Origin of the sequence: Glutamicibacter sp., from assembly GCF_035257265.1 — a bacterium.
In the GTDB taxonomy this organism is placed as follows: domain Bacteria; phylum Actinomycetota; class Actinomycetes; order Actinomycetales; family Micrococcaceae; genus Glutamicibacter.
In genome coordinates this window covers 91,737-111,974 of sequence record NZ_DATEXC010000032.1, presented here as the reverse complement: position 1 = coordinate 111,974, position 20,238 = coordinate 91,737, and the positions used below count along the sequence as shown (strand labels likewise).

Genomic DNA, 20,238 nt, shown 5'->3' with positions numbered 1-20,238 from the left:
GTTCACAGCGTGCGCAAGTTGTCGTAGGCTCGCGAAACAAGCAACTAGTGCGGTCAAAGGATAAACAATGATTGGTGAACAGAGTAGTAGCGCATCTCGTTCAACAACAGCGGCCCGGGTCAAACGCCCTACATGGAAGGATCCTCGACTCGCTCTAGGTGCAGTACTGGTGGTCGCGTCGGTGGTTGGCACCGTATATTTAGTCCGTGAGCTGAACCACACGACCGAGGTCTATGTCGCAGGTGCCAACATCACCTTAGGAGAAGAGCTAACACTCCAAAATCTCAGGATTGAAAATGTCCAGCTTGGTGAGTCAGGTACACAATATCTGGCAGCGAACCCGGAACTGATCAGTGAGGCACGCGCTAATACGTTTATCGGTGAAGGCGAGTTCATCCCGAACTCTTCGATTACGCATAATGACTTAGGCTCGCGCCGTCCAATAAATATTGAACTTCCGGCTGACCTCACGCCCGCTATCACTCCGGGCAGTTTTGTGGACGTGTGGATCGCGCAACGTGAAAAAGCAGGATCAACCTATGGGGTGCCGGAACAACTAGCGAGCATGGTTGAAGTATCTGCCAGGGTGGCCAGAGCTGGCGGACTGGTGAACCAGACCGGAACTAATCTGGAACTGCTCGTTGAGCCTACCCACCTTGAACCTCTACTCCAGGCGCTAGCAAATGAATCAAGAATTATTGTTATCTACAATCCTGCCGGAACCCAAAAATGAGTATCAGCGTTGTTGTCTTAGGTAACGATGAGCATGTGGTGCGCCAAATCGAGGGCTACCGAGGCGAACTTATGGTGACACGCGTGTGTGAAGATGTAGCTGAAGCAATCGCAGTATGTGCTGTCGGTGCAGTAGACGTGCTGTTGGTTTCAGGCCGTGAACTTTTGCCCCCAGTTGAACAGATTGATGCAATTGCCGCTCTGCGCACTGCCTTGGTGCTCCTTGACAACAAACCGCGGACCGAGAACATCATTACCGGTCTTCTGGAAGTTGAACCAGACATCTCGATGATTGAATTAGAACCACTCGTCCTGAGAACACTTCGTGAACTGACCCATCCTGAGAGACTCGATACTGGGAACGCATCGCCAACTAGTACCGGCTCTGATGGCACAAGCGGAAAAATTGTGTGTTTTTGGGGAGCGCCAGGTTCGCCAGGGCGAAGCACCGTTGCCTTGAACTATGCGGTGGAAGCAGCCCTGGGAGGGCAATCAGTGGTGATACTAGACGCGGACACTTTTGCTGCCTCGATCTCAATACAATTGGGATTGTTGGATGAGTCTGCGTCTATCGCGCAATTGTGTCGAGTTATTGATTCGGGATCCAAAGAACCAGCCCGTTTAGCTGCAACGTGTCTTAGCGTTGAGGTTGCCTCGGCAGTCATCAAGGTTGCTACCGGTTTACCGCGTGCAAGCAGGTGGCCAGAAGTACGTGCCTCAGCTTTACGCCGTGCCACTGAAGTGCTTCGTGAACATCATGATCTGGTGGTGCTGGACGTGGCATCTCCCATCGAATTAGACGAGCAGCTCAGCTTCGATACACAAGCTCCTCAACGGAATGCGGTAACGGTAGAAATGCTGCGTAGTTCCGATGAAGTGTTCATGGTTGTTGCTGCCGATAGCGTCGGAATTCCTCGTGCACTTCGAGCCATTGATGAGTTTGAAGAACAAATACCAGGTGTTGAACTTCAAATTCTTTTCAACAAGCTTGGCACTGCCAATACTGGTCACAGCCCGAAACGCCGTCTTTTGGAAGCATGGGACCGTTTTGGACCGCGCCATACTATTGCCGGCTATCTTCCGCAGGATACCGTCAGCTGCAACGCCGCGTTGCTTGCTGGATCACCTTTAGCTGAAATTGCTCCTAAAAGTACATTGCGTACTGAAATCAAGGGTTTGGTGGGCATTAAATCTTCGGATAAGAGGCAGAAACGCTTGAGTCGTCGATTCGGCTAAAGGCATGAACTTGACGAATCGAAAACACGGTAGTGTGGATTACATCGGAGATCCGCAAAGACGCGGATTGATAAGAATTTCGTTCTTGGAGGCGTTCACTTGAACTCGTCGGAATCCAACATGTCAGAATCATTTATGGATGCGACACTCACCACGCAGTTGGTGGGCGAGTACTATGGCCAGACCGCGCAAGAGGACGTTGCGGCGTACACGCCCGACGAACTTGAAGCGCGAGTGGCTGCACACCTAGAAATTGGATATGGCCGTGACGTTGACACGGCTAACGTATCTATCACCCGCAACAACGGCGTTTCGGTGGTACATATCGTCACCGATGACATGCCTTTTCTGGTTGACTCCGTCACCGCGGAATTGGTTCGTCTTTCGGCGCCCATCCAGCTTGTAGTTCACCCGACGTTCGTCGTCTCGCGCGACCGCGAAAGCGGATTCATCAAGAAGCTGTCACACTCAGGATTGCAGCACGTTGCCAGTGGAGATACTGCGGCTCTGTCAGATCTCAGCGCGTTGACCTCACTTGATACCCACACCAAGGTTGAATCGTGGATCTCGGTGGAGGTCGCCCGTGACCTGAGCGACGACGAGGCAGTGACCATCGTCGAAAACCTAAATAAGGTTTTGTCGGATGTGCGTATTGCAGTCCAGGACTGGCCAGCCATGCTTGATCGTGCCAAAGACATTGCTGCAACATTGCCACAGACCGCTAATGCGGGGGACATCGCGCAACTAGATCAGGCCGTTGAGCTGCTGAACTGGATGTCCGATGGCCGCTTCACCTTCTTGGGATACCGCCATTACGATCTCAGCACCGAGCACGGTGAAGATGTTCTGGTTGCCCGGGAAGGCAGCGGTCTAGGTCTGATGCGTGAAGTGGAGAATCAGGGTCCACAGCATTTGACTAAACGCGGACGTGCCATGGCCCGCGATAAGAGCGCTTTGATCATTACCAAAGCCAATTCGCGCTCCACTGTGCACCGCGGGGTTTACCTCGATTATGTGGGTGTGAAGAGCTTTGATGCAAACGGCGAGGTCAACGGTGAACGTCGTTTCATCGGCCTCTTCGCTTCAAAGGTGTATACCTCAAGTGTTAAGTCAGTACCGGTGGTTCGTGAAAAGGTTGAGGCAGTACTAAAAAACACTGGCTTTGCTGGCGATTCACACTCGGGCAAGGACATTGTCACGATTCTGGAAGCTTACCCTCGCGATGAACTATTCCAGATTTCGATTGAAGAGCTAACTGAGATAGCTTTGGGTATTCTGCGACTGCAGGAACGCCGGCGTACCTCGGTCTTTTTACGCACAGACTCTTACGGGCGTTTTGTGACCGCAATGGTGTACCTGCCTCGTGACAGGTTCTCTACCGATGTGCGTCAGCGTATTGAAAAGGAATTGGCCTCAAGCTTCAACCCGGTATCCACCGAATACGAGGCACAACTTGGTGCCGGTGCGCTGGTTCGTCTCTTCTACCGCCTGCGTCTGCAGCACCACGGACTTGCCCCGGTCGTGGACCGTAAGGCATTGGAAGACCGTATCGCTAAGGCTGTTCGTTCTTGGAGCGATGCGATCACCGACACCGCACGTCTGAGCCTTTCTTCGGGAGACGCTAACCAGCTGGCAAATGCTTGGGCCGGTGCTTTCCCCGAGGCGTACAAGGTGCAATTCGAAATTGAAGACGCGCTGGCTGACATCGACTTGCTCACCGAGTTGAATGACCCAGAGCATCAGGGGCCGGTAGTCTCGTTCTACGACGCACCTTTTGACGAGAGCTCGCCGGTCACCAAGCGCATGAAGATCTTCGTTGATCGTCCATTGCTGCTCTCGCGTATCCTGCCTGTCCTTCAAGATCTGGGACTGGATGTCGTCGACGAACGACCGTTCGAGTTGAGCCCGGATGGTCTGGGGGAACGCTACATCTATGACATGGGACTGCAGGTTGATCCCGACATTGATTTCTCTGCCATCGAAGGCAAACTTGCCGACGCATATTCGGCAGTGGTTCGCTCGGCAGCTGAATCGGACAAGCTAAACGCACTGGTACTGCGCGAAGGTCTCACCTGGCAAGAGGTAGCGATGCTTCGTGCCTACGCTCACTACCTGTTGCAGCTCGGCGTCTCGAACTCCACGGGGTTCATTGCTTCGACCTTGGTGAACAATTCCGCGGTAACTCACGGAATCGTTGCGCTGTTCCAGGCAACCTTTGATCCTGCCTTGTCCGCTGAGGCTTCGACTTCGGCACGCGACCAAGCGCATGCGCAGATCACCGAAGCACTGGAGAACGTACCGACGCTGGACGCCGATACCCTTCTTCGCCGGTTCGTAAAGGTCATCGAAGCAACCAAACGCACCAACTACTTCGCTGATGGTGTGGCGCTCGCTTTCAAATTGGCTCCAGAAGAAATTGACTTCGCACCGTTCCCGCGACCAAAACACGAAATGTGGGTCTACTCGCCGCGTGTAGAAGGCGTACATTTCCGATTCGGCGCGGTAGCTCGTGGTGGACTGCGCTGGTCGGATCGTCGAGAAGACTTCCGCACGGAAGTGCTGGGCCTGGTCAAGGCGCAAATGGTGAAGAACTCAGTCATCGTTCCAACCGGCGCCAAGGGTGGTTTCTACGCTAAGCAATTGCCTAATCCTGCAGTGGACCGTGCAGCGTGGATGGAAGAAGGCAAAGCTTCCTACCGAATCTTCATCAAAACCTTGTTGGATCTGACGGACAACTTGATCACCGATGAAAACGGAGAACACGTTGCGTACCCGGAGAATGTAGTGCGTCGCGACGGTGATGATACATATCTTGTTGTCGCAGCGGATAAGGGAACTGCAAGCTTCTCCGATATTGCCAACTCGATCTCCCAAGATAAGGGCCACTGGTTAGGCGACGCGTTCGCCTCCGGTGGATCGGTGGGCTACGACCACAAGGGCATGGGAATTACCGCTCGCGGTGCATGGGAATCGGTCAAGCGTCATTTCTTCGAGCTGGGTGTGGACACACAAAGTGACGAATTCAAAGCCGTAGGCGTGGGCGACATGTCCGGTGACGTTTTTGGCAACGGCCTATTGCGAACCCGCACGGTAAAGCTGGTGGCGGCCTTTGACCACCGCGATATTTTCTTGGATCCAAATCCTGAGCCAGAAGCAGCTTTTGTCGAGCGTCAGCGCTTGTACGATCTACCTCGCTCCAGCTGGGCTGATTACAATAAGAACCTGCTCTCCGAAGGCGGTGGGGTCTACTCCCGCAGCTTGAAATCGGTCCCGATCAACGCACAGGTTCGGGAAGTGCTTGGCTTGGACGCGTCGGTAACCAAGATGAGCCCTAACGAATTGCTCAAGGCCATCTTGTCGGCCCCGGCCGACTTATTGTACAACGGCGGTATCGGTACATATGTGAAATCCAGCGCCGAGACCCACGGGCAGGTTGGAGACCGTGCAAACGACGCGATCCGCGTTGATGGACGAGACATCCGAGTCAAGGTCATTGGCGAGGGCGGAAACCTTGGCATGACCCAACTAGGCCGTATTGAAGCCGCGCAAAATGGAGTTGTTCTCAACACCGACGCGATTGATAACTCGGCTGGTGTCGACACCTCTGACCGCGAAGTGAATATCAAGATCTTCGTTGATCGCCAGATCAAGGCCGGGCAGCTGAGCGCTGAGGAACGAAGCGAGTTCCTCCTGTCAATGACCGACAACGTGGGCGACCTGGTCTTGCAGACCAACTTCGATCAGAACGTATTGCTACTCAACGAGAAGCATGCAGCGAAAGTTTGGGCTCCAGCTTACGAACGTCTGATGCAGTGGTTGGAGGAGCACGCGGATCTGAATCGTGAATTGGAGTTCCTCCCAAGTAACGAGGAACTCGAAGAGCGTAAGAACTCCGGTGGAGTAATGACTACACCCGAAATTTCGGTGCTCGCCGCCTACGCCAAGATTCAGCTCGCTCACGCGTTAGCCGAATCAGACCTGGCAGATGATCCGTACTACGTTGCAACGTTGCGCCGCTACTTCCCAGAACAGCTCGTTGAGCGTTTTGGGGACCAGTTGGAAACGCACCCGCTGCGTCGTGAAATCATTGCGACGGTTGTCGCCAACGACATGATCAATATCGGTGGCGTCACCTATGTCTTCCGCGCCATGGAAGAGACTGGTGCCAACGAGGTCCAGATCGCAAAGATGTTCACCGCACTGCGCGATGTTTATGGCTTCGACCGTCAGTTCGCTGCGATCAACGTCCAGCGGGCCGGTACCGATGTCGAATACTGGGGACGTCAACACCATGACATGCGCCGTTTGCTCGATCGTACAACCCGTTGGTTCATCAACCGCGTCGATCAGCAGCAGCCGGTAGATGACATCGTCCGCACCTACGAGCCGATTGTCAGCCAGCTACGTCAAAGCCTGCCGACATACCTGGTGGGCTCGGATCTTGAGCGATACAACGAATGGCAGCTAGACGCCATCAACCATGGAATCGATGAGCACCGGGCCAGCATGTGGGCCTCGCAGTTTGAGTCCTACACGTTGCTGGATATTGCTGATCTTGTGGGTCGCTCAGAGTATTCAGCGCAGCAGATCGCCGAGACCTACTTCGTGCTTTACAACGAATTTGGTGCCGATGAACTGCTGAACCGAATCACCAAGTTGCCTCGTTCAGACCGCTGGCAGGCCTTGGCACGTGCGGCAATGCGTGATGATCTGTACACGACGCTTGTGGACCTAACAGGCAATGTGTTGGATAACGGTGCACACATTGCCGACCCGGCAGAGCGTGTTGCGGCCTGGGAAGAGGCAAACGCGGCTAACCTTGATCGTGCGAAGACAATGTTTGCTGAAGTAAACAGCCTCGGACGCGACGACATGGCGTCGCTGTCTGTAGCCCTTCGCCTTCTGCGTTCCATCGTCCGGAGGTAACACCCGCTAATGGCCCTCATTACCGAGCAACAACGTCAACGAGCAAATCTCGGGCCCGGTGATGAGGACTGGCTGCACCTACTGGTGGGGGACTGGCAACTAATCTCGGATCTAGCATTCGCAGACCTGGTTCTCTGGTTCCCCACCGGCGACGGTTCCTACGTGGCTCTCGCGCACGTACGACCGTCAACGTCCCACACGGTATTCCATACCGACTTTGTGGGCGAACGGATCCGCAAGGATCTACGGATGATGGTTGACCAGGCTTGGGATAGCCAAAAGGTGCAGAAATCTGCCGAGCAACCAAGCGCAGAACTGATCTCCGGTCTCACCTCGGTCCAAGCGATCCCATTGGTTCGTCAGCATCGTTCGGTTGCGGTGATCACCTCGCACTTCGATCCAAACCAAGCCCGAACCCCCTCAAATCTTGAACTCGTGTACCGGCAGAGCGCCGATGACCTATTGACCATGGGCACTCGTGGCCTATGGCCCGATTTTGCAAGCCCCACCGGGTCGCGTCGTGGAGCGCCGCGCGTGGGCGACGGGTTTATCCGACTAAATGTTGACGGTGTGGTGGAGTATGCGAGCCCTAACGCCGTGTCGGCCTTCCGCCGTTTGGGAGCAGCCGAAGTGCTCCAAGGACAACCGTTAGCAGATCTCACGATGGCTCTGGTTAGTGACCGTCGTGTAGTCGATGAAACTCTGCCCTTAGTACTCCAAGGGAAAATGCCGTGGCGAACCGAAGTAGAGTTCTCCGGAGTGACGCTCTCGTTGCGTGCCATTCCACTTCGTGATGAATCCAGACGTTGGGGTGCCTTGGTATTGTGCCGAGACGTCACCGAACTTAGGCGCCGGGAGAAAGAACTTGTCACCAAGGACGCCACTATCCGCGAAATTCACCACAGGGTGAAAAATAATTTGCAAACGGTTGCCGCCTTACTGCGTATGCAGTCACGTCGTATGAGCTCTGATGAAGGTAAACAAGGCCTTGAACAAGCGATGCGTCGTGTCTCGACCATTGCCTCAGTACACGACTTCCTATCTAAGGGTCTGAACGAAACCGTAAAATTTGATGATCTTATGGATCGTCAATTCAGGCTGATCGTCGAAATTGCCTCACCCGGTCAGCGTGTGGCAACACGACGTGAAGGTGAATTCGGGATGCTGGACGCCGATTTAGCCACTCCATTGTCGCTGGTCATCAACGAGCTTGTGACAAATGCGGTCGAACACGGGTTAGCGAACCGTGATGGTGAGGTCGGGCTGCTAGCAAACCGCTACAGCGGACACGATGGTAAAGACTGGTTGCGAGTCGTGATCCAGGACGACGGGCATGGGTTGCCAGCAGGTCCACGGCGTGAAGGCTTGGGCCTACAAATCGTCCGCACATTGGTCACTAGCGAATTATCTGGTGAAATTCAGTGGATGCAGTCGGAACCGCAAGGGACCAAGGTCGTCATTGAGATGCCATTGCATCGACATCGCAGAGATCACCATACTGTCTAAGCAACTTCGCTGAGCACAAAAAATGCGGGTAAGTTCCGGAAGGAACCTACCCGCATTTTCTCATGTCTAGCTGTACTGCTTCATCAAAGATTTAACACTGGCAACGTAGCGCTTGGTGTCTTCGAACATCCCGTACTTTCGAACTCCACCCAAGCCCTGGTAGTAGGATGCAATCGCTTCATCCAGGCTGTTGGTGTTATCCAAGTTGAAACGAATCGTAGCAACACCGGCTGCGACATTGTCTTGAGGCTTCAGAAGATTTAGATCGCGTCCTAAACGAGATGACATCCATTCGCCGGTACTTGGAATGACCTGCATGGTGCCAAGGGCGTTAGCAGGGGATACCGCACGCATGTCGAAGCCAGACTCCTGCATGGCATGTGCCATTGCAAGCGACGGGTCTACTCCCATGCTGTTGGCAGTGGAACGAATCAGCGCTTTCATCTCGTCTCGGCTTGGGACCGAGACGGAATCGAGGTAATTCTTATTCTCGTTGGCACTGTTCACGGTGGCATCCGGGTAGGTGCGGCCCAAGAAAGAATTACCGATCTTACGGTCCTTTTTCTTTTCAATGTTTCCATTTGGCGAAACCGAAGAACCTGAGACTCGGAGTTTTTCACCGATCTTCAGGGCAGTCTGCGAGCTTACCTGAGGGTTCAAGTTCAGCAGAGCTGACAGCTTCATATCGTGTTGACCGGCGATACCGCCGAGGGTGTCACCACTCTTGACAGTGTAGGTCGCGTTGCCCGACTTCTTTGGTGAGCTCTTCTTTTCGGTGTTTTTCGATTCCGAAGAACCGCCTGAAACAACGAGCTTATCGCCTGGGAAGATGTGCTTACCGGAGCTAATGTTGTTCTTGCTGAGCAAGGTCGACAGGCTCATATTGTGCTTTACTGCAATTCCCCCGAGGGTATCGCCACTCTTGACCGTGTAGGTCGAGGAGCTCGATGTTGATTTAGGGGAGCTCGACTTTGAGTCTGAATCGTTGCTTGTGGACTTGCCAGAAACGGTGATCTTATCACCGGGGAAAATCGACTTCGAAGCTGAGAGCTTGTTTTTGCTCAGCAGGGTCGACAGGCTCATATTGTGCTTGACTGCAATGGCTCCGAGAGTATCGCCGTCTTTGACGGTATACGTTACCTGACCCGAGTTCGAGCTATTGCGCTGCGAATCGTTCTTTGGCGCAGATGATTTAGAGCTGCCTGCAACGGTGAGCTTATCGCCAGGGAAGATCAAAGTGCTGGTAGATATGTCGTTTTTGCTCAACAGGCTGGACAGGCTCATATCGTGCTTGGCAGCGATACCACCTAGAGTGTCGCCGTTCTGCACGGTATAAGAGGAGCTCTGCTGGGTTTGCGGAGCAGACTTTTTCTTCGATGACGACGCATTGCCAGGGACTTTGAGCGTCTTCCCGGCGACAATCACGTCATTCTTTAGATTGTTGATCTTCTTTAGCTCGGAGATCGAAGTGTTGTATTCCTTGGCGATACTCCACAAGGAAGCTCCCGGTTCAACTTTAATCTCCTTGGCGCTGCGCTGGGCAGGCAGACCAAGAGTTGAAACTCGTGAAGCGAGTAGGTGAGCTTTGATTTGGTTTTCAGCAATTTTTAGACTTGCTGGCGAGACGCTTTTAGGTGCAAGTACGCTCGGGCTCTGTGGAACTGAAACAGGTGCCGCGTGTACGGCTGGAGCTAACGCCAGACTGCCGATCACCGCGGCAGGTATAGCTGCGCCGGCTACGACGCCTAGCGCATGCTTAGCTGCATTGCTCGATTCGTGGGGCATGGAGTGAATCCTCAAATCAGTGGAGTAGGTAACAACTTCGTTCGCACGTCTTCGTTGGCAACGGGGCCAATGTGGTTCGTGTTGAAATTGTTATCAAAGTGATACATGAAAATTTACACTACTAGTGGGGCGCAAGGAAACCATTGTGGCGATTCGGGAAGAAGTTTCTGCACGGTTTACCTTTTTGTGGGAACCTTAAGAGGTGAATGAACTTCAAAAAACCGTTGGCCAGTGGCTGACTCTTCCGGACTTAGCCGAAATTCTTGATGTCGATATCCGGGCAATACACCGGTTACTCGATGAACGAGCCATTATCTCTGTGCGAATCGGAGAGCGAAACGTGCGGTCAATCCCCGCTGACTTTGTACTTGATGGTGCAGTCGTTGAAAGTCTCAAGGGAACGTTGTCAGTCCTGCTGGATGCCGCGTACTCGGATGAAGAAGCCATCATGTGGCTATTCACTGAAGACGAATCACTTCCAGGGACTCCGATGAATGCCCTTCGTACTGGGCGAAAAACAGAAATCCGTCGTAGGGCTCAAGCTCTAGCTTGGTAATAGAGCAGAACTAATCGTAAAGATTGCATAAACCTTAGGTCTCGAACGTGTTGTTGATAACCTCATGTTCGGGACCTTAGTTTGTGCTCGGGTATTTGCGAAAACACGTCGACGGAGTCCCGCTAATGATCCTGGAAATAGCAGTGGCCGACTACGAATAAAAACTTCGTGGTCGGCCACTGCTAACTGAGTACGGATATACGGTTGTTTACTTACTTCTTTTGGTCACGATGCCGCTGAGGTAATGCATCCCTGCCAGCGACAAGTCCGTAACGGTGATGAGTTTGAGTGCGGTAAGAGACTGCTCAGTTAGTTCGCTAATACTCGATTCGGTTTCCGCTAGAGCTCCCGAGGTTTTCAAAATTGTGCTCATCTTGTCCACCTCAACGTCGCTCATATCTGAGGCACCGAGGCGGTCTTGGATAAAGTCACGTTCCGCCGGGGCGGACTTTGCTAACGCATGGGCGATCAATTCGGTTCGTTTACCTTCACGCAGATCGTCTCCCGCTGGTTTTCCAGTCACTGAAGGGTCACCGTAGACGCCAAGAACATCGTCACGAAGTTGGAAGGCCTCACCTAGCGGCAATGCAAACGCGCTATAGTTTTCTAGCAATTCTGCGCCTGCATTAGCTAATGCCCCACCCAACAAAAACGGGTTCTCCGACGAGTACTTTGCAGACTTAAAGCGCACGATAGTCCGAGCCCGCTTCACTGCTTCTGCCGGATCATAAGCAGAGCCGGCAGACTCTTCAAGGACGTCGAGGTATTGCCCGGCCATGACTTGCAGTCGCATCCTATTAAAAATGGATCGAGTCGCTGAATTGAGCCCATCAATCTCCGCAAATACTTCTTCACTCAGAGACAGGCATAGGTCGCCAGTTAAAATGGCGCTCGCCATTCCATAAGCGGCGGCATCGCCGGTTAAACCGAGTGATGAGTGCTGAGCTTCGAATCTCTTGTGAACGCTTGGCTTTCCACGACGAGTATCGGAATTGTCAATGATGTCGTCGTGGATCAGGGCCGCACCCTGAAAAAGCTCCAGAGAAACGCCTAGACGAACGATATTCTCGTCGTCTGGATTTCCTCCAGCACCGAGGTATCCCCAGTACGCAAAGAGTGGACGCAGGCGTTTACCGCCACGTACTAAATCTTGGATGCTACTGACAATTTCAGTGGCGCTGGAGGTAATCTGAGCAACTTCGTCACCTTTTGAAGACAAGAATTGTTCCAGAAGTTTGGCGACCGCATCGGTATAGGTGCGACTCATCTGTTCAGCCTTGGATACCAGAGCTGACAGAGGTTCAGGCGAGGACATGAAAAACCATTTTCTAAGCGTGAACTACTAACGGATACTGTCAACTCTACAGTCATCTCTGTACCGCGATCACGGTGACTGGAACGGCGGACTAATCGAGGTTGATCGTGATCCGCCGAACCGTCGGGTCGCTCATTAGACTAGGAATATGGCAGATCTGGATAATCGCGCAATTTTGCACGTGGATATGGATGCGTTTTTCGTATCCGTAGAGCTTCGCGACCGGCCAGAGCTACTTAATGAACCAGTCATAGTGGGATTCCCTGGCGGTCGTAGCGTAGTGCTTTCGGCTTCCTATGATTGCCGCGCACGTGGGGTGCGTTCGGCCATGCCAATGAGCCAAGCCATGGCCTTGATGCCTCAGGCCACGATCATTGAGCCTCGACATAGTGTGTATACCGAAGTTTCGGCACAAATCATGAACTATTTTGAGACCATTACGCCGCTGGTCGAACAGGTAAGTATCGACGAAGCTTTCTTAGATGTGACCGGAAGTATGCGATTGCATGGTGGACCGGTAGCAATCGCACATAAGATCCGAGCGCATGTGGCAGAAGAACTGCATCTTCCTGCGAGCGTGGGCATTGCCAGAAACAAATTCGTGGCAAAGCTCGCCTCGACACACGCGAAGCCAGATGGCCTAATTGTCGTCGCTCCAGAGCGAACCACAGAATTTTTGCATCAGCTTCCGGTCTCAGCGATGTGGGGAGTGGGAAAGAAAACCGGGGAACAACTGCACGCCCTGGGAATTGAAACCATCGAGCAGCTGGCTACCGAGCCGCAATCCCGAATGATCCAACGCTTTGGAGAACACGGACGTTCTTTGCATCTGCTGGCCCACGGTATCGATAACCGACAGGTGCAAACGACACGGCAGGAGAAGAGCATCTCTGCGGAGCATACTTTTGCTGGTGATGTGAAAGATCTCGAGGTGCTCGAGGAAGAACTACTGAGGTTGGGCCACCGGTTGGGACAGCGCCTAAGGGCTTCCGGAAAAGCCGCGTCCGGGGTGGGGCTAAAACTCAAGTATCAGGACTTTAGCGGAGTGACTCGAAGTAGATCTATGACGGTACCGACTGATTCCTCGGCGACTATAAGTCAACATGCCGTCGAACTGTTGCGCCGCATGACTCCGCTATCTCAGTCCGTAAGGCTGGTGGGTGTCAAAGCGGAAAGGCTAAGCGACCCTGAACTGGGAATACAGTTGAGCCTGGACCCTGTGGAAGAGAAAACCCGTGAAGCTGAAAGAGTTGCTGACGAAATAAGCCAACGTTTTCCTGGCTTCGGATTGTCTCCAGCTCGGTTCTTGCGACCTAAAGAAAAATAGGTCTGCTACTCACAATGATGGAGTTGCCTGAAAGTGCTGAAGATCAACTAGCAGGGGAGCGGCAAAAGAGACTATCCTAATAAGTAGGTAGCAAATACCGATTGGGAACGATTCCAAGTGGTTGTGCGTTATACCTGTAGGCGGTGATGGACCGCTACGGAAGTGATTGGAAGGAGAAGGCGATGCCGCTATCAGAGCACGAGCAACGTCTATTGGAGCAGTTGGAGAAGCAACTGCACGAGGATCGTCGCTTCGCTTCCAGCATGAAGGCTCCAGCAAGTACTGGTCGTCTTTCAACACGCAACATTGCACTTGGTGCGCTTCTGGTCATCGTGGGACTCGCTGGTCTCATCTTTGGAATTTCCCAGCAGCTGATCATTGTCGGTGTTATCGGGTTCGCAGCCATGTTCGCTGGCGTTCTTCTGGCCCTTGCTAAATCGGCGGAAGGAAAAGTCGGTGGCATCAAGGCTCCGGCTAATTCCAAGCCATCGGGATCAGGAAATTCGCCGTTCATGAGCGGTCTGGAAGAGAAATGGAACCAGCGTAAGCGGGACCAGTCCGACGGATAGATTTTTGTTTTCGAGGTGTAACCCTTTGTGGGGTTGCACCTCTTTTTTCTTTTAATCGACTTTGGCCGGCGTCAGCACAATTCTCGGCAGATTCCTAGGTAACGGGTTTTTAGGGGTTATTTACTCACCCCCACTTTCCACCCCGCACCCCTCCATAATGCTCCCCAAGCTTAGATTTCGCCCATAAACAGCGGTTTCTCGGCCTTTTTGCGCTAGAAATCCTTAGTTATCGATCCATCGTTACTTAGGCCCTCCACAACGGAAGCTGGGAAAAACCCGCGAAATCAAGGCTTTTTTTAATTCCAACTCCTCGCGAAAACGCGTTGTTTGCGTTGACAGTGGAGGGTTGTGGAGTAAAGTGGAGTGCAGTAGAGGGAATTGGGTAATTAGACCACTTTGCGGGAAAGGCGGTGTGCATGTTCCTTGGAACGTACACGCCCCGGCTCGATGAAAAAGGTCGACTAATTCTGCCTGCTAAATATCGTGACGAGCTCTCATTTGGCCTAGTGCTTACCCGAGGGCAGGAACGTTGCATCTATGTCTTTAGCCAGCGTGAGTTTGAGAAGCAACATGAGCAACTAGCTCAGGCATCATTGACTTCACGTAAAGCACGAGATTATGCGCGTGTGTTTTTGTCGGGCGCTTCTGATGAATTGCCAGACAAACAAGGACGAGTCACGATTCCGCAGGTATTGCGTAGCTACGGAGGCTTGGACCGTGAAGTGACGGTCATCGGTGCGGGAAGCCGGATCGAAATTTGGGACTCCACGGCCTGGCAGCAGTACCTGCAAGAACAAGAAGAAGTTTTTTCCGAAACGGACGAAGACTAGAACCTATTTCGGGTTCCGGTACTTTCCACAGAAACAAGAGCGCTGGGATGAGATCTCCAGCCACCTTGATGGTGACTTGCTCTGGCTCCACTTCCCCGGATCCAGATCAACGATCATCGACGCGAGGTTGGATGGGGATCTGATTCCAGCGGAGACAACAACAGCGAAAAGGGGGCGCAGTGCCGAATCAAGATTCTCAACGACCAGCTTCGGAACGACATGTTCCGGTATTACTGGATCGATGCGTCAATCTTTTGGCACCGGGCATCGAACGCGCCAATGCCGACGGACGTAGAGCCGTTGTTGTGGACTGCACCCTAGGGATGGGCGGACACTCCGAGGCGATCCTTCAACGCTTCGACAATCTCCACCTGATCGGTCTTGACCGTGACGAACAGGCTCACCAGCTTGCCGGAGCTCGTCTAAAGTCCTTCGAAGATCGAGTGGACCTTGTACATGCGGTCTACGACGAAATCTCGGACGTTGTGGAAGATCTGGGCTTCCCGGGAATCGATGGAGTACTTTTTGATCTTGGTGTTTCCTCATTGCAACTCGATGAGCGAGAACGAGGTTTTGCATATTCCTACGATGCGCCTCTAGACATGCGTATGGACACCTCGGTTGGTCCAACTGCCGAAGACTTGGTCAATGACCTGGACCGAGAGCGACTGCTGCAGATTATTCGACAGTGGGGCGAAGAGAAATTTGCGGGTCGAATTTCCACAGCCATCGTGGATGCACGAGCCACAGAGCGAATCACGACGACGGCTCAGCTTGTCGAAGTTATTCGCTCGGTAGTTCCTGCTGCTGCAGCACGAACCTCAGGGCACCCCGCAAAGCGAACTTTCCAAGCATTGCGTATTGCGGTGAATGAAGAACTTGACGTTCTGGAACGAGCCATACCTGCGTCGATGTCCTCACTAAATATTGGCGGCCGGGTGGTGGTCATGAGTTACCACTCACTCGAGGACAAAATCACCAAACGTCACTTCGTCAAGGGTTCTACCTCTTCAGCTCCTCCGGGTTTTCCAGTTGAGTTGGAAGAGCACAAGCCCGAATTCAAGGTACTCACCAAGGGCACCGAGAAGCCGACAGAAGCAGAAATCGCAGAAAATCCACGTGCTGCATCGGCCCGCTTGCGCGCGGTCGAGAGAGTTCTGAAAAGGAGCTAGCCCATGACCCAACGAGCCCAACGTCGAGTCACCAAGACCGCCGCTATGACCGCACAGACGGTTGTCGACGGTAGTGCTGCTCGCGCCGTTCGTCCGGAACCAGTGGCTGCAAGTGAACTTCCAGAGATTGATTCGCGCCAGCGCGTTACCCTCTCACTCGTACCGCGTATTAACGAGACTAACAAGCGCTCCATGTTGGTTATGGTGATTGCTCTGGTCGTCGTGGCATTTTCAGTGATAGTCACGCTCGTGCTGATGAACACGTCGGTAGCCCAAAGACAATATGACATTGTGTCTTTGCGAAACCAAGAACGCGTGCTCTCGCAAGAAAACCAGGCGCTGCTCAAGGAAGCCCAATCGCTGTCAGCTCCGCAGGCGCTGGCCAAAAAAGCAAAAGCCCTTGGCTTAGTAGCACCGGGGGCTCCTGGACTGGTAGATCTCAACGACAACTCCATCACGAAGTCTGCAGACAAGGCTGTGGAGGTGGAAGGCAATTCCGCCAACTACGCGACGTTGCCACTACCGGGGCAGAGCATCCGCGACAAGGCAAAGGCCGACACGAAGAAGAGTGAGTCCAAGGCTCCAGTGCCTACTGTGGGCAATACCTCTAAAGATGATGCGAAGCCGGCTAGCGATTCCGCGGACTCGAAGAATTCCATGAAATCTGAAGTGAAAGACGAAACGGCAACCCGCAAGGTTGCCGACGACGGACGCCCGGTCTTCAAAGATAGCGAACTCAACGGCGGCACGATCCCTGCACCAATGATCAAATCCCCGACGAACTAGCTTTCGCTTTCTAAGCTAGAACCACGACGGTAATTCTCGCTGTCAAGAAACCACGTTGAGGGGACTGAGTATCACCGTGAGCTCGACCGCACTGGACACAGCAAAAAAGCGCATGCGTTTTTTGCTCATCTTATCTTTGGCAGCACTCCTAGCAATCGCAGGCCGATTGTTTTGGGTACAGGGAATTAACGCTTCGACCGTCGCCGATGCCGCACAGGCAGACCGCCAGCGCGAAGAAGTCATCGCGCCGACCCGTGGTTCTATCGTTGATCGCAACGGTACATTGCTGGCGGTCAGCGTTGACCGTTACGATCTGGTCATTGACCAGCGAGACCAGCGAGATGAATTCCGCCGCGCCAAGCGCGATGGCACCAACGGTAGCGAGTTCATTGGTTGGGATCAGGCGGTCAAAGAACTAGCTCAGATTCTCGACCAAGATCCAGCAGAACTTGCCACTTCCGTTCAGCCGCAAGACGGTGCCAAGCCCAAAGGCTACGTGGTTCTGGCCAAGGGGGTCACTCCAGAAGTTAAAAACGAAGTGATGGAAGTCGGCATCCCACGCCTTTCCCCATTGCTGCGCAGCGAAAGACAGTACCCACAAGGCGTGATCGCCGGACCGCTCCTAGGCTTCGTGCGAAACTCGGAGGATCAAACATCCGTGGTGGGTGCCGAAGGCTTGGAACTAAGCCAAGAAAAGCATCTTAAAGGAACCGAAGGCAGTCGCAAGATTGAGGTTAGTGCCGACGGGGTCCGCATTCCGGTCACGGAGGTTGAAGAGACCCCAGCGGTTAACGGCCAAGACGTCATGCTGACCATCGACTCTGATGTCAACTACGTGGCACAGCGTGAGGCCGAGAAGAAGCAGAAGCAGTTTAATGCTCAATGGGTATCGGTTGTCGTTCAGGAAGTAAAGACCGGCAAGATCCTCGCCATTGGTGACTCTGCTCAATTGGATCCCAATGACCCGGGTGCCACCGACCCAGAGTTCCGTCGCTCCGTGTCTATTACCCGGGCTTTTGAGCCAGGATCCACCGGCAAAGCTGCAATTTTTGCTGCGGCCATAGATCAGGGAGCGGTAACGCCCAAGACCGAGTTCCGTGTTCCGAACAAGTACACAGTCACCAAAGAGACTATTAACGACTCCTTGCCACACGACACCTTCGATATGACTGCGGCCGGAGTTTTTGCACGCTCCTACAACACCGGTACCGTGATGGTCGGAAACAAGCTGACTAAAAAACAACGCTATGACTACATGCGTAAGTTTGGGCTAGGAAGCCCGATTTACCTTGGACTTAATGGTGCAAGCGCCGGACAGCTGGCGAAACCGGAAAATTGGGACCGCCGCCAGCAGTACACCACGATGTTTGGTCAAGGTTATTCGCAAACTGTTCTTCACACTGCCTCGATCTTCCAGACTCTAGCCAACGGCGGGGAACGGATCGCACCGAGCCTCATCGAAGGCTATAAAAACGACGATGGAAGCGTAACCGAACCGGATCAGTCAAAAACGAGCCGCGTTGTGAAGAAAGAGACAGCAAAAGAGATGCTGAAGCTCATGGAAGGTGTCGTGGAATCGGGCACCGGTACTAAAATGAAGATACCGGGATACCGCGTGGGCGGTAAAACTGGTACCGGTCAGGCCGCGAGTGACAAAGGCTATGACGGGTACAGCTATTCCTTCGCAGGCGTAGCACCACTGGATGACCCACAGTATGTAGTGGTGGCAACCATGTACCGTCCGCAGGGTAGCTGGAAAAACTTTTCGGTCGCCGACACGTTTACCGAAGTAATGAGTCATGTACTCAACACCTACAACGTGCCACCAAGCTCCACAAAATCAGAAGCGTATGACGTCTTCGTTGGTAAGGAACAAAAGAAACCTTGGTAGTTCAGGAATCAGGCACGCCACGCGAGCTGGAACATCATTTGCGACCTAGCACAGTCAAAGGCATGGACTTTGATCAGTTGCTGGAACCTCTCGCTGCAACCGCTCATGGAGCCGCTAACAAGCGACCCATTACCGGAGTGAGCCTGAACCCACAGATAGTCCAGCCCGGGGACGTATTCCTAGCCATCTCGGGCGCAAAACGTCACGGTGCAGAATTCCTAGACACCGCCATGGCCAACGGAGCCGTCGCGCTGATCACCGATGAAGCAGGCCTGAACTTGTTGACGCAGCCGGCGTCGATTCCAGTGGCAGTAGTCAGCGACGTGCGTAAAATTGCAGCTCGCGCCGCCAGCATGGTCTACGGTACTGCCCAGAACTGCCCGGAACTGCTAGCGGTGACCGGCACCAATGGAAAAACCACCACCACCTTTATGATCCGGGCAATTACCGAGGCCCTTGGCTCACATGCAGGTCTAGTTGGCACCATTGAAATGTCTGCTCGCGGTCAAATTATCCCTAGCGTGCTCACCACCCCCGAGGCCACGCAGTTGCATGGGGTCCTTGCACGGATGTTTGAACAAGATATTTCCACGGTGGCTATGGAAGTTTCTAGCCATTCGCTGAGTTACGGTCGAGTCGACGGATTGCAGTTTGCCGTATCGGGATATACCAACCTCACCCAGGACCATCTCGATCTCCATGGCTCTATGGAAGATTACTTCCAGACCAAGGCGCAACTGTTTACCTCGGAGCACAGCCAGCGTGCAGTGGTGATGGTCGATGACTCATACGGACAGCGACTGGCGCAGAATGCGTTGATTCCCACCGAGTCACTGAGCCTTGATGCAAAGACCGATGCCGACTGGCACGTAGCGAACATTGCGCCCAGCGTCTTAGGACACGAGTTCTCCATTGTGCACCGCGATGGACGTGAAATTCATGCCCGCACCGGTTTGCCGGGACTGTTTAATGTTGCCAATGCGGCGCTGGCAACCGTGATGGTGCTGGCCAGCGGTGTTGCACTAGAACGGCTCCAGGAAGCACTGAAACAAGCTGACCCACTGTCGGTATCGGTTCCTGGTCGTATGCAGGTCATTGGCGAGTCGCCGGTGGCCGTTGTTGATTTCGCGCATAACTCCGATGCTATTGCCAAGGCCTTGGAATCGATGCGCGTCACCGGGCAAGGACGACGAATCATCGTTTTCGGTGCCACCGGCGAACGTGACAAGACCAAGCGCCCAGACATGGGTGCAGTGGCGGCGCGACATGCAGACATCGTCATTGTCACCGATGATGACCCGCATGGGGAAGACCCGGAACCAATCCGCGAACAGGTTGCCGCCGGCGCGCAAGCGGTGATCGATGCTGAACGTACATCGGTCCAGCTATTTAACATCGCGCCACGCGCTAAAGCCGTAGAATTCGCTGTGAGTTTGGCTGGAGTGCAAGACGCGATACTCGTTGCCGGCCGCGGACACGAAGTTAGCCAAGACGTAGCCGGTATTGACGTTGAGTTGGATGACCGCGTCGAACTGGCCAATGCGCTAAAGCTTCATGGATTTGTGACCATTTACTAGCTCACAGAAGTCCTCCTCAACCGCCGCTCA

The 20,238-nt window shown here is 53.5% G+C and carries 14 protein-coding genes; 12 read left to right on the top strand and 2 right to left on the bottom strand.

Features of this window, described 5'->3' with window-relative positions:
• Positions 1 to 67 precede the first annotated feature (67 nt).
• The 4 genes from VJ369_RS08105 (at position 68) to VJ369_RS08090 (ending at position 8,400) form a co-directional block, all read left to right on the top strand.
• A complete protein-coding gene (locus VJ369_RS08105; protein WP_324091576.1) occupies positions 68 to 733 on the top strand; it encodes a hypothetical protein in 666 nt (221 codons plus the stop codon).
• Complete coding sequence (locus VJ369_RS08100) at positions 730 to 1,968, top strand: hypothetical protein (RefSeq protein ID WP_324091575.1); 1,239 nt, start codon at positions 730 to 732, stop codon at positions 1,966 to 1,968. The genes VJ369_RS08105 and VJ369_RS08100 overlap by 4 nt, the downstream gene beginning before the upstream one ends.
• Positions 1,969 to 2,088: 120 nt before the next feature.
• On the top strand, positions 2,089 to 6,894 hold the full coding sequence (locus VJ369_RS08095) for an NAD-glutamate dehydrogenase (protein WP_324091574.1): 4,806 nt from the start codon (positions 2,089 to 2,091) through the stop codon (positions 6,892 to 6,894).
• Positions 6,895 to 6,903: 9 nt separating this feature from the next.
• Positions 6,904 to 8,400, top strand: a complete 1,497-nt coding sequence (locus VJ369_RS08090) for a sensor histidine kinase (RefSeq protein WP_324091573.1) — start codon at positions 6,904 to 6,906, stop codon at positions 8,398 to 8,400.
• 66 nt (positions 8,401 to 8,466) lie between these two features.
• Here VJ369_RS08090 and VJ369_RS08085 read toward each other — a convergent pair whose 3' ends face one another.
• A complete protein-coding gene (locus VJ369_RS08085; RefSeq protein ID WP_324091572.1) occupies positions 8,467 to 10,185 on the bottom strand; it encodes a LysM peptidoglycan-binding domain-containing protein in 1,719 nt (572 codons plus the stop codon).
• A 202-nt stretch (positions 10,186 to 10,387) separates the two neighbouring features.
• Between VJ369_RS08085 and VJ369_RS08080 the strand changes: the two genes are divergently transcribed.
• Positions 10,388 to 10,741: an Rv2175c family DNA-binding protein gene (locus tag VJ369_RS08080; protein ID WP_324091571.1), complete on the top strand. Its 354-nt coding sequence runs from the start codon at positions 10,388 to 10,390 to the stop codon at positions 10,739 to 10,741.
• Positions 10,742 to 10,949: 208 nt separating this feature from the next.
• Here the strand turns inward: VJ369_RS08080 and VJ369_RS08075 are convergent, their stop codons facing one another.
• Positions 10,950 to 12,008 (bottom strand): polyprenyl synthetase family protein, encoded by a 1,059-nt coding sequence (locus tag VJ369_RS08075; RefSeq protein WP_324091570.1) that lies wholly within the window; start codon positions 12,006 to 12,008, stop codon positions 10,950 to 10,952.
• Positions 12,009 to 12,204: 196 nt separating this feature from the next.
• Here VJ369_RS08075 and dinB point away from each other — a divergent pair, with 196 nt between their 5' ends.
• The 7 genes from dinB to VJ369_RS08040 all read left to right on the top strand — a co-directional run bounded on the left by dinB (position 12,205) and on the right by VJ369_RS08040 (position 20,208).
• A complete protein-coding gene (dinB, locus tag VJ369_RS08070) occupies positions 12,205 to 13,383 on the top strand; it encodes a DNA polymerase IV (protein ID WP_324091569.1) in 1,179 nt (392 codons plus the stop codon).
• A gap of 182 nt (positions 13,384 to 13,565) precedes the next feature.
• Positions 13,566 to 13,952: a DUF3040 domain-containing protein gene (locus VJ369_RS08065; protein ID WP_324091568.1), complete on the top strand. Its 387-nt coding sequence runs from the start codon at positions 13,566 to 13,568 to the stop codon at positions 13,950 to 13,952.
• Between the two features lie 416 nt (positions 13,953 to 14,368).
• Positions 14,369 to 14,782: a division/cell wall cluster transcriptional repressor MraZ gene (gene mraZ / locus VJ369_RS08060; protein ID WP_324091567.1), complete on the top strand. Its 414-nt coding sequence runs from the start codon at positions 14,369 to 14,371 to the stop codon at positions 14,780 to 14,782.
• 179 nt (positions 14,783 to 14,961) lie between these two features.
• Complete coding sequence (rsmH, locus tag VJ369_RS08055) at positions 14,962 to 15,954, top strand: 16S rRNA (cytosine(1402)-N(4))-methyltransferase RsmH (RefSeq protein ID WP_324091566.1); 993 nt, start codon at positions 14,962 to 14,964, stop codon at positions 15,952 to 15,954.
• A 3-nt stretch (positions 15,955 to 15,957) separates the two neighbouring features.
• Complete coding sequence (locus VJ369_RS08050; protein ID WP_324091565.1) at positions 15,958 to 16,740, top strand: hypothetical protein; 783 nt, start codon at positions 15,958 to 15,960, stop codon at positions 16,738 to 16,740.
• A 76-nt stretch (positions 16,741 to 16,816) separates the two neighbouring features.
• Positions 16,817 to 18,631 (top strand): penicillin-binding protein 2, encoded by a 1,815-nt coding sequence (locus tag VJ369_RS08045; protein WP_324091564.1) that lies wholly within the window; start codon positions 16,817 to 16,819, stop codon positions 18,629 to 18,631.
• On the top strand, positions 18,625 to 20,208 hold the full coding sequence (locus tag VJ369_RS08040) for a UDP-N-acetylmuramoyl-L-alanyl-D-glutamate--2,6-diaminopimelate ligase (protein ID WP_324091563.1): 1,584 nt from the start codon (positions 18,625 to 18,627) through the stop codon (positions 20,206 to 20,208). Before VJ369_RS08045 ends, VJ369_RS08040 begins: the two co-directional genes overlap by 7 nt.
• The last annotated feature ends 30 nt before the right edge of the window (positions 20,209 to 20,238 follow it).

Excerpts from the sequence above, each read along its gene's own strand:
- VJ369_RS08105 (WP_324091576.1), top strand. The coding sequence starts at position 68 with ATGATTGGTGAACAGAGTAGTAGCGCATCTCGTTCAACAACAGCGGCC.
- VJ369_RS08100 (WP_324091575.1), top strand. The coding sequence starts at position 730 with ATGAGTATCAGCGTTGTTGTCTTAGGTAACGATGAGCATGTGGTGCGC.
- VJ369_RS08095 (WP_324091574.1), top strand. The coding sequence starts at position 2,089 with ATGTCAGAATCATTTATGGATGCGACACTCACCACGCAGTTGGTGGGC.
- VJ369_RS08090 (WP_324091573.1), top strand. The coding sequence starts at position 6,904 with ATGGCCCTCATTACCGAGCAACAACGTCAACGAGCAAATCTCGGGCCC.
- VJ369_RS08085 (WP_324091572.1), bottom strand. The coding sequence starts at position 10,185 with ATGCCCCACGAATCGAGCAATGCAGCTAAGCATGCGCTAGGCGTCGTA.
- VJ369_RS08075 (WP_324091570.1), bottom strand. The coding sequence starts at position 12,008 with ATGAGTCGCACCTATACCGATGCGGTCGCCAAACTTCTGGAACAATTC.
- dinB (WP_324091569.1), top strand. The coding sequence starts at position 12,205 with ATGGCAGATCTGGATAATCGCGCAATTTTGCACGTGGATATGGATGCG.
- VJ369_RS08065 (WP_324091568.1), top strand. The coding sequence starts at position 13,566 with ATGCCGCTATCAGAGCACGAGCAACGTCTATTGGAGCAGTTGGAGAAG.
- mraZ (WP_324091567.1), top strand. The coding sequence starts at position 14,369 with ATGTTCCTTGGAACGTACACGCCCCGGCTCGATGAAAAAGGTCGACTA.
- VJ369_RS08050 (WP_324091565.1), top strand. The coding sequence starts at position 15,958 with ATGACCCAACGAGCCCAACGTCGAGTCACCAAGACCGCCGCTATGACC.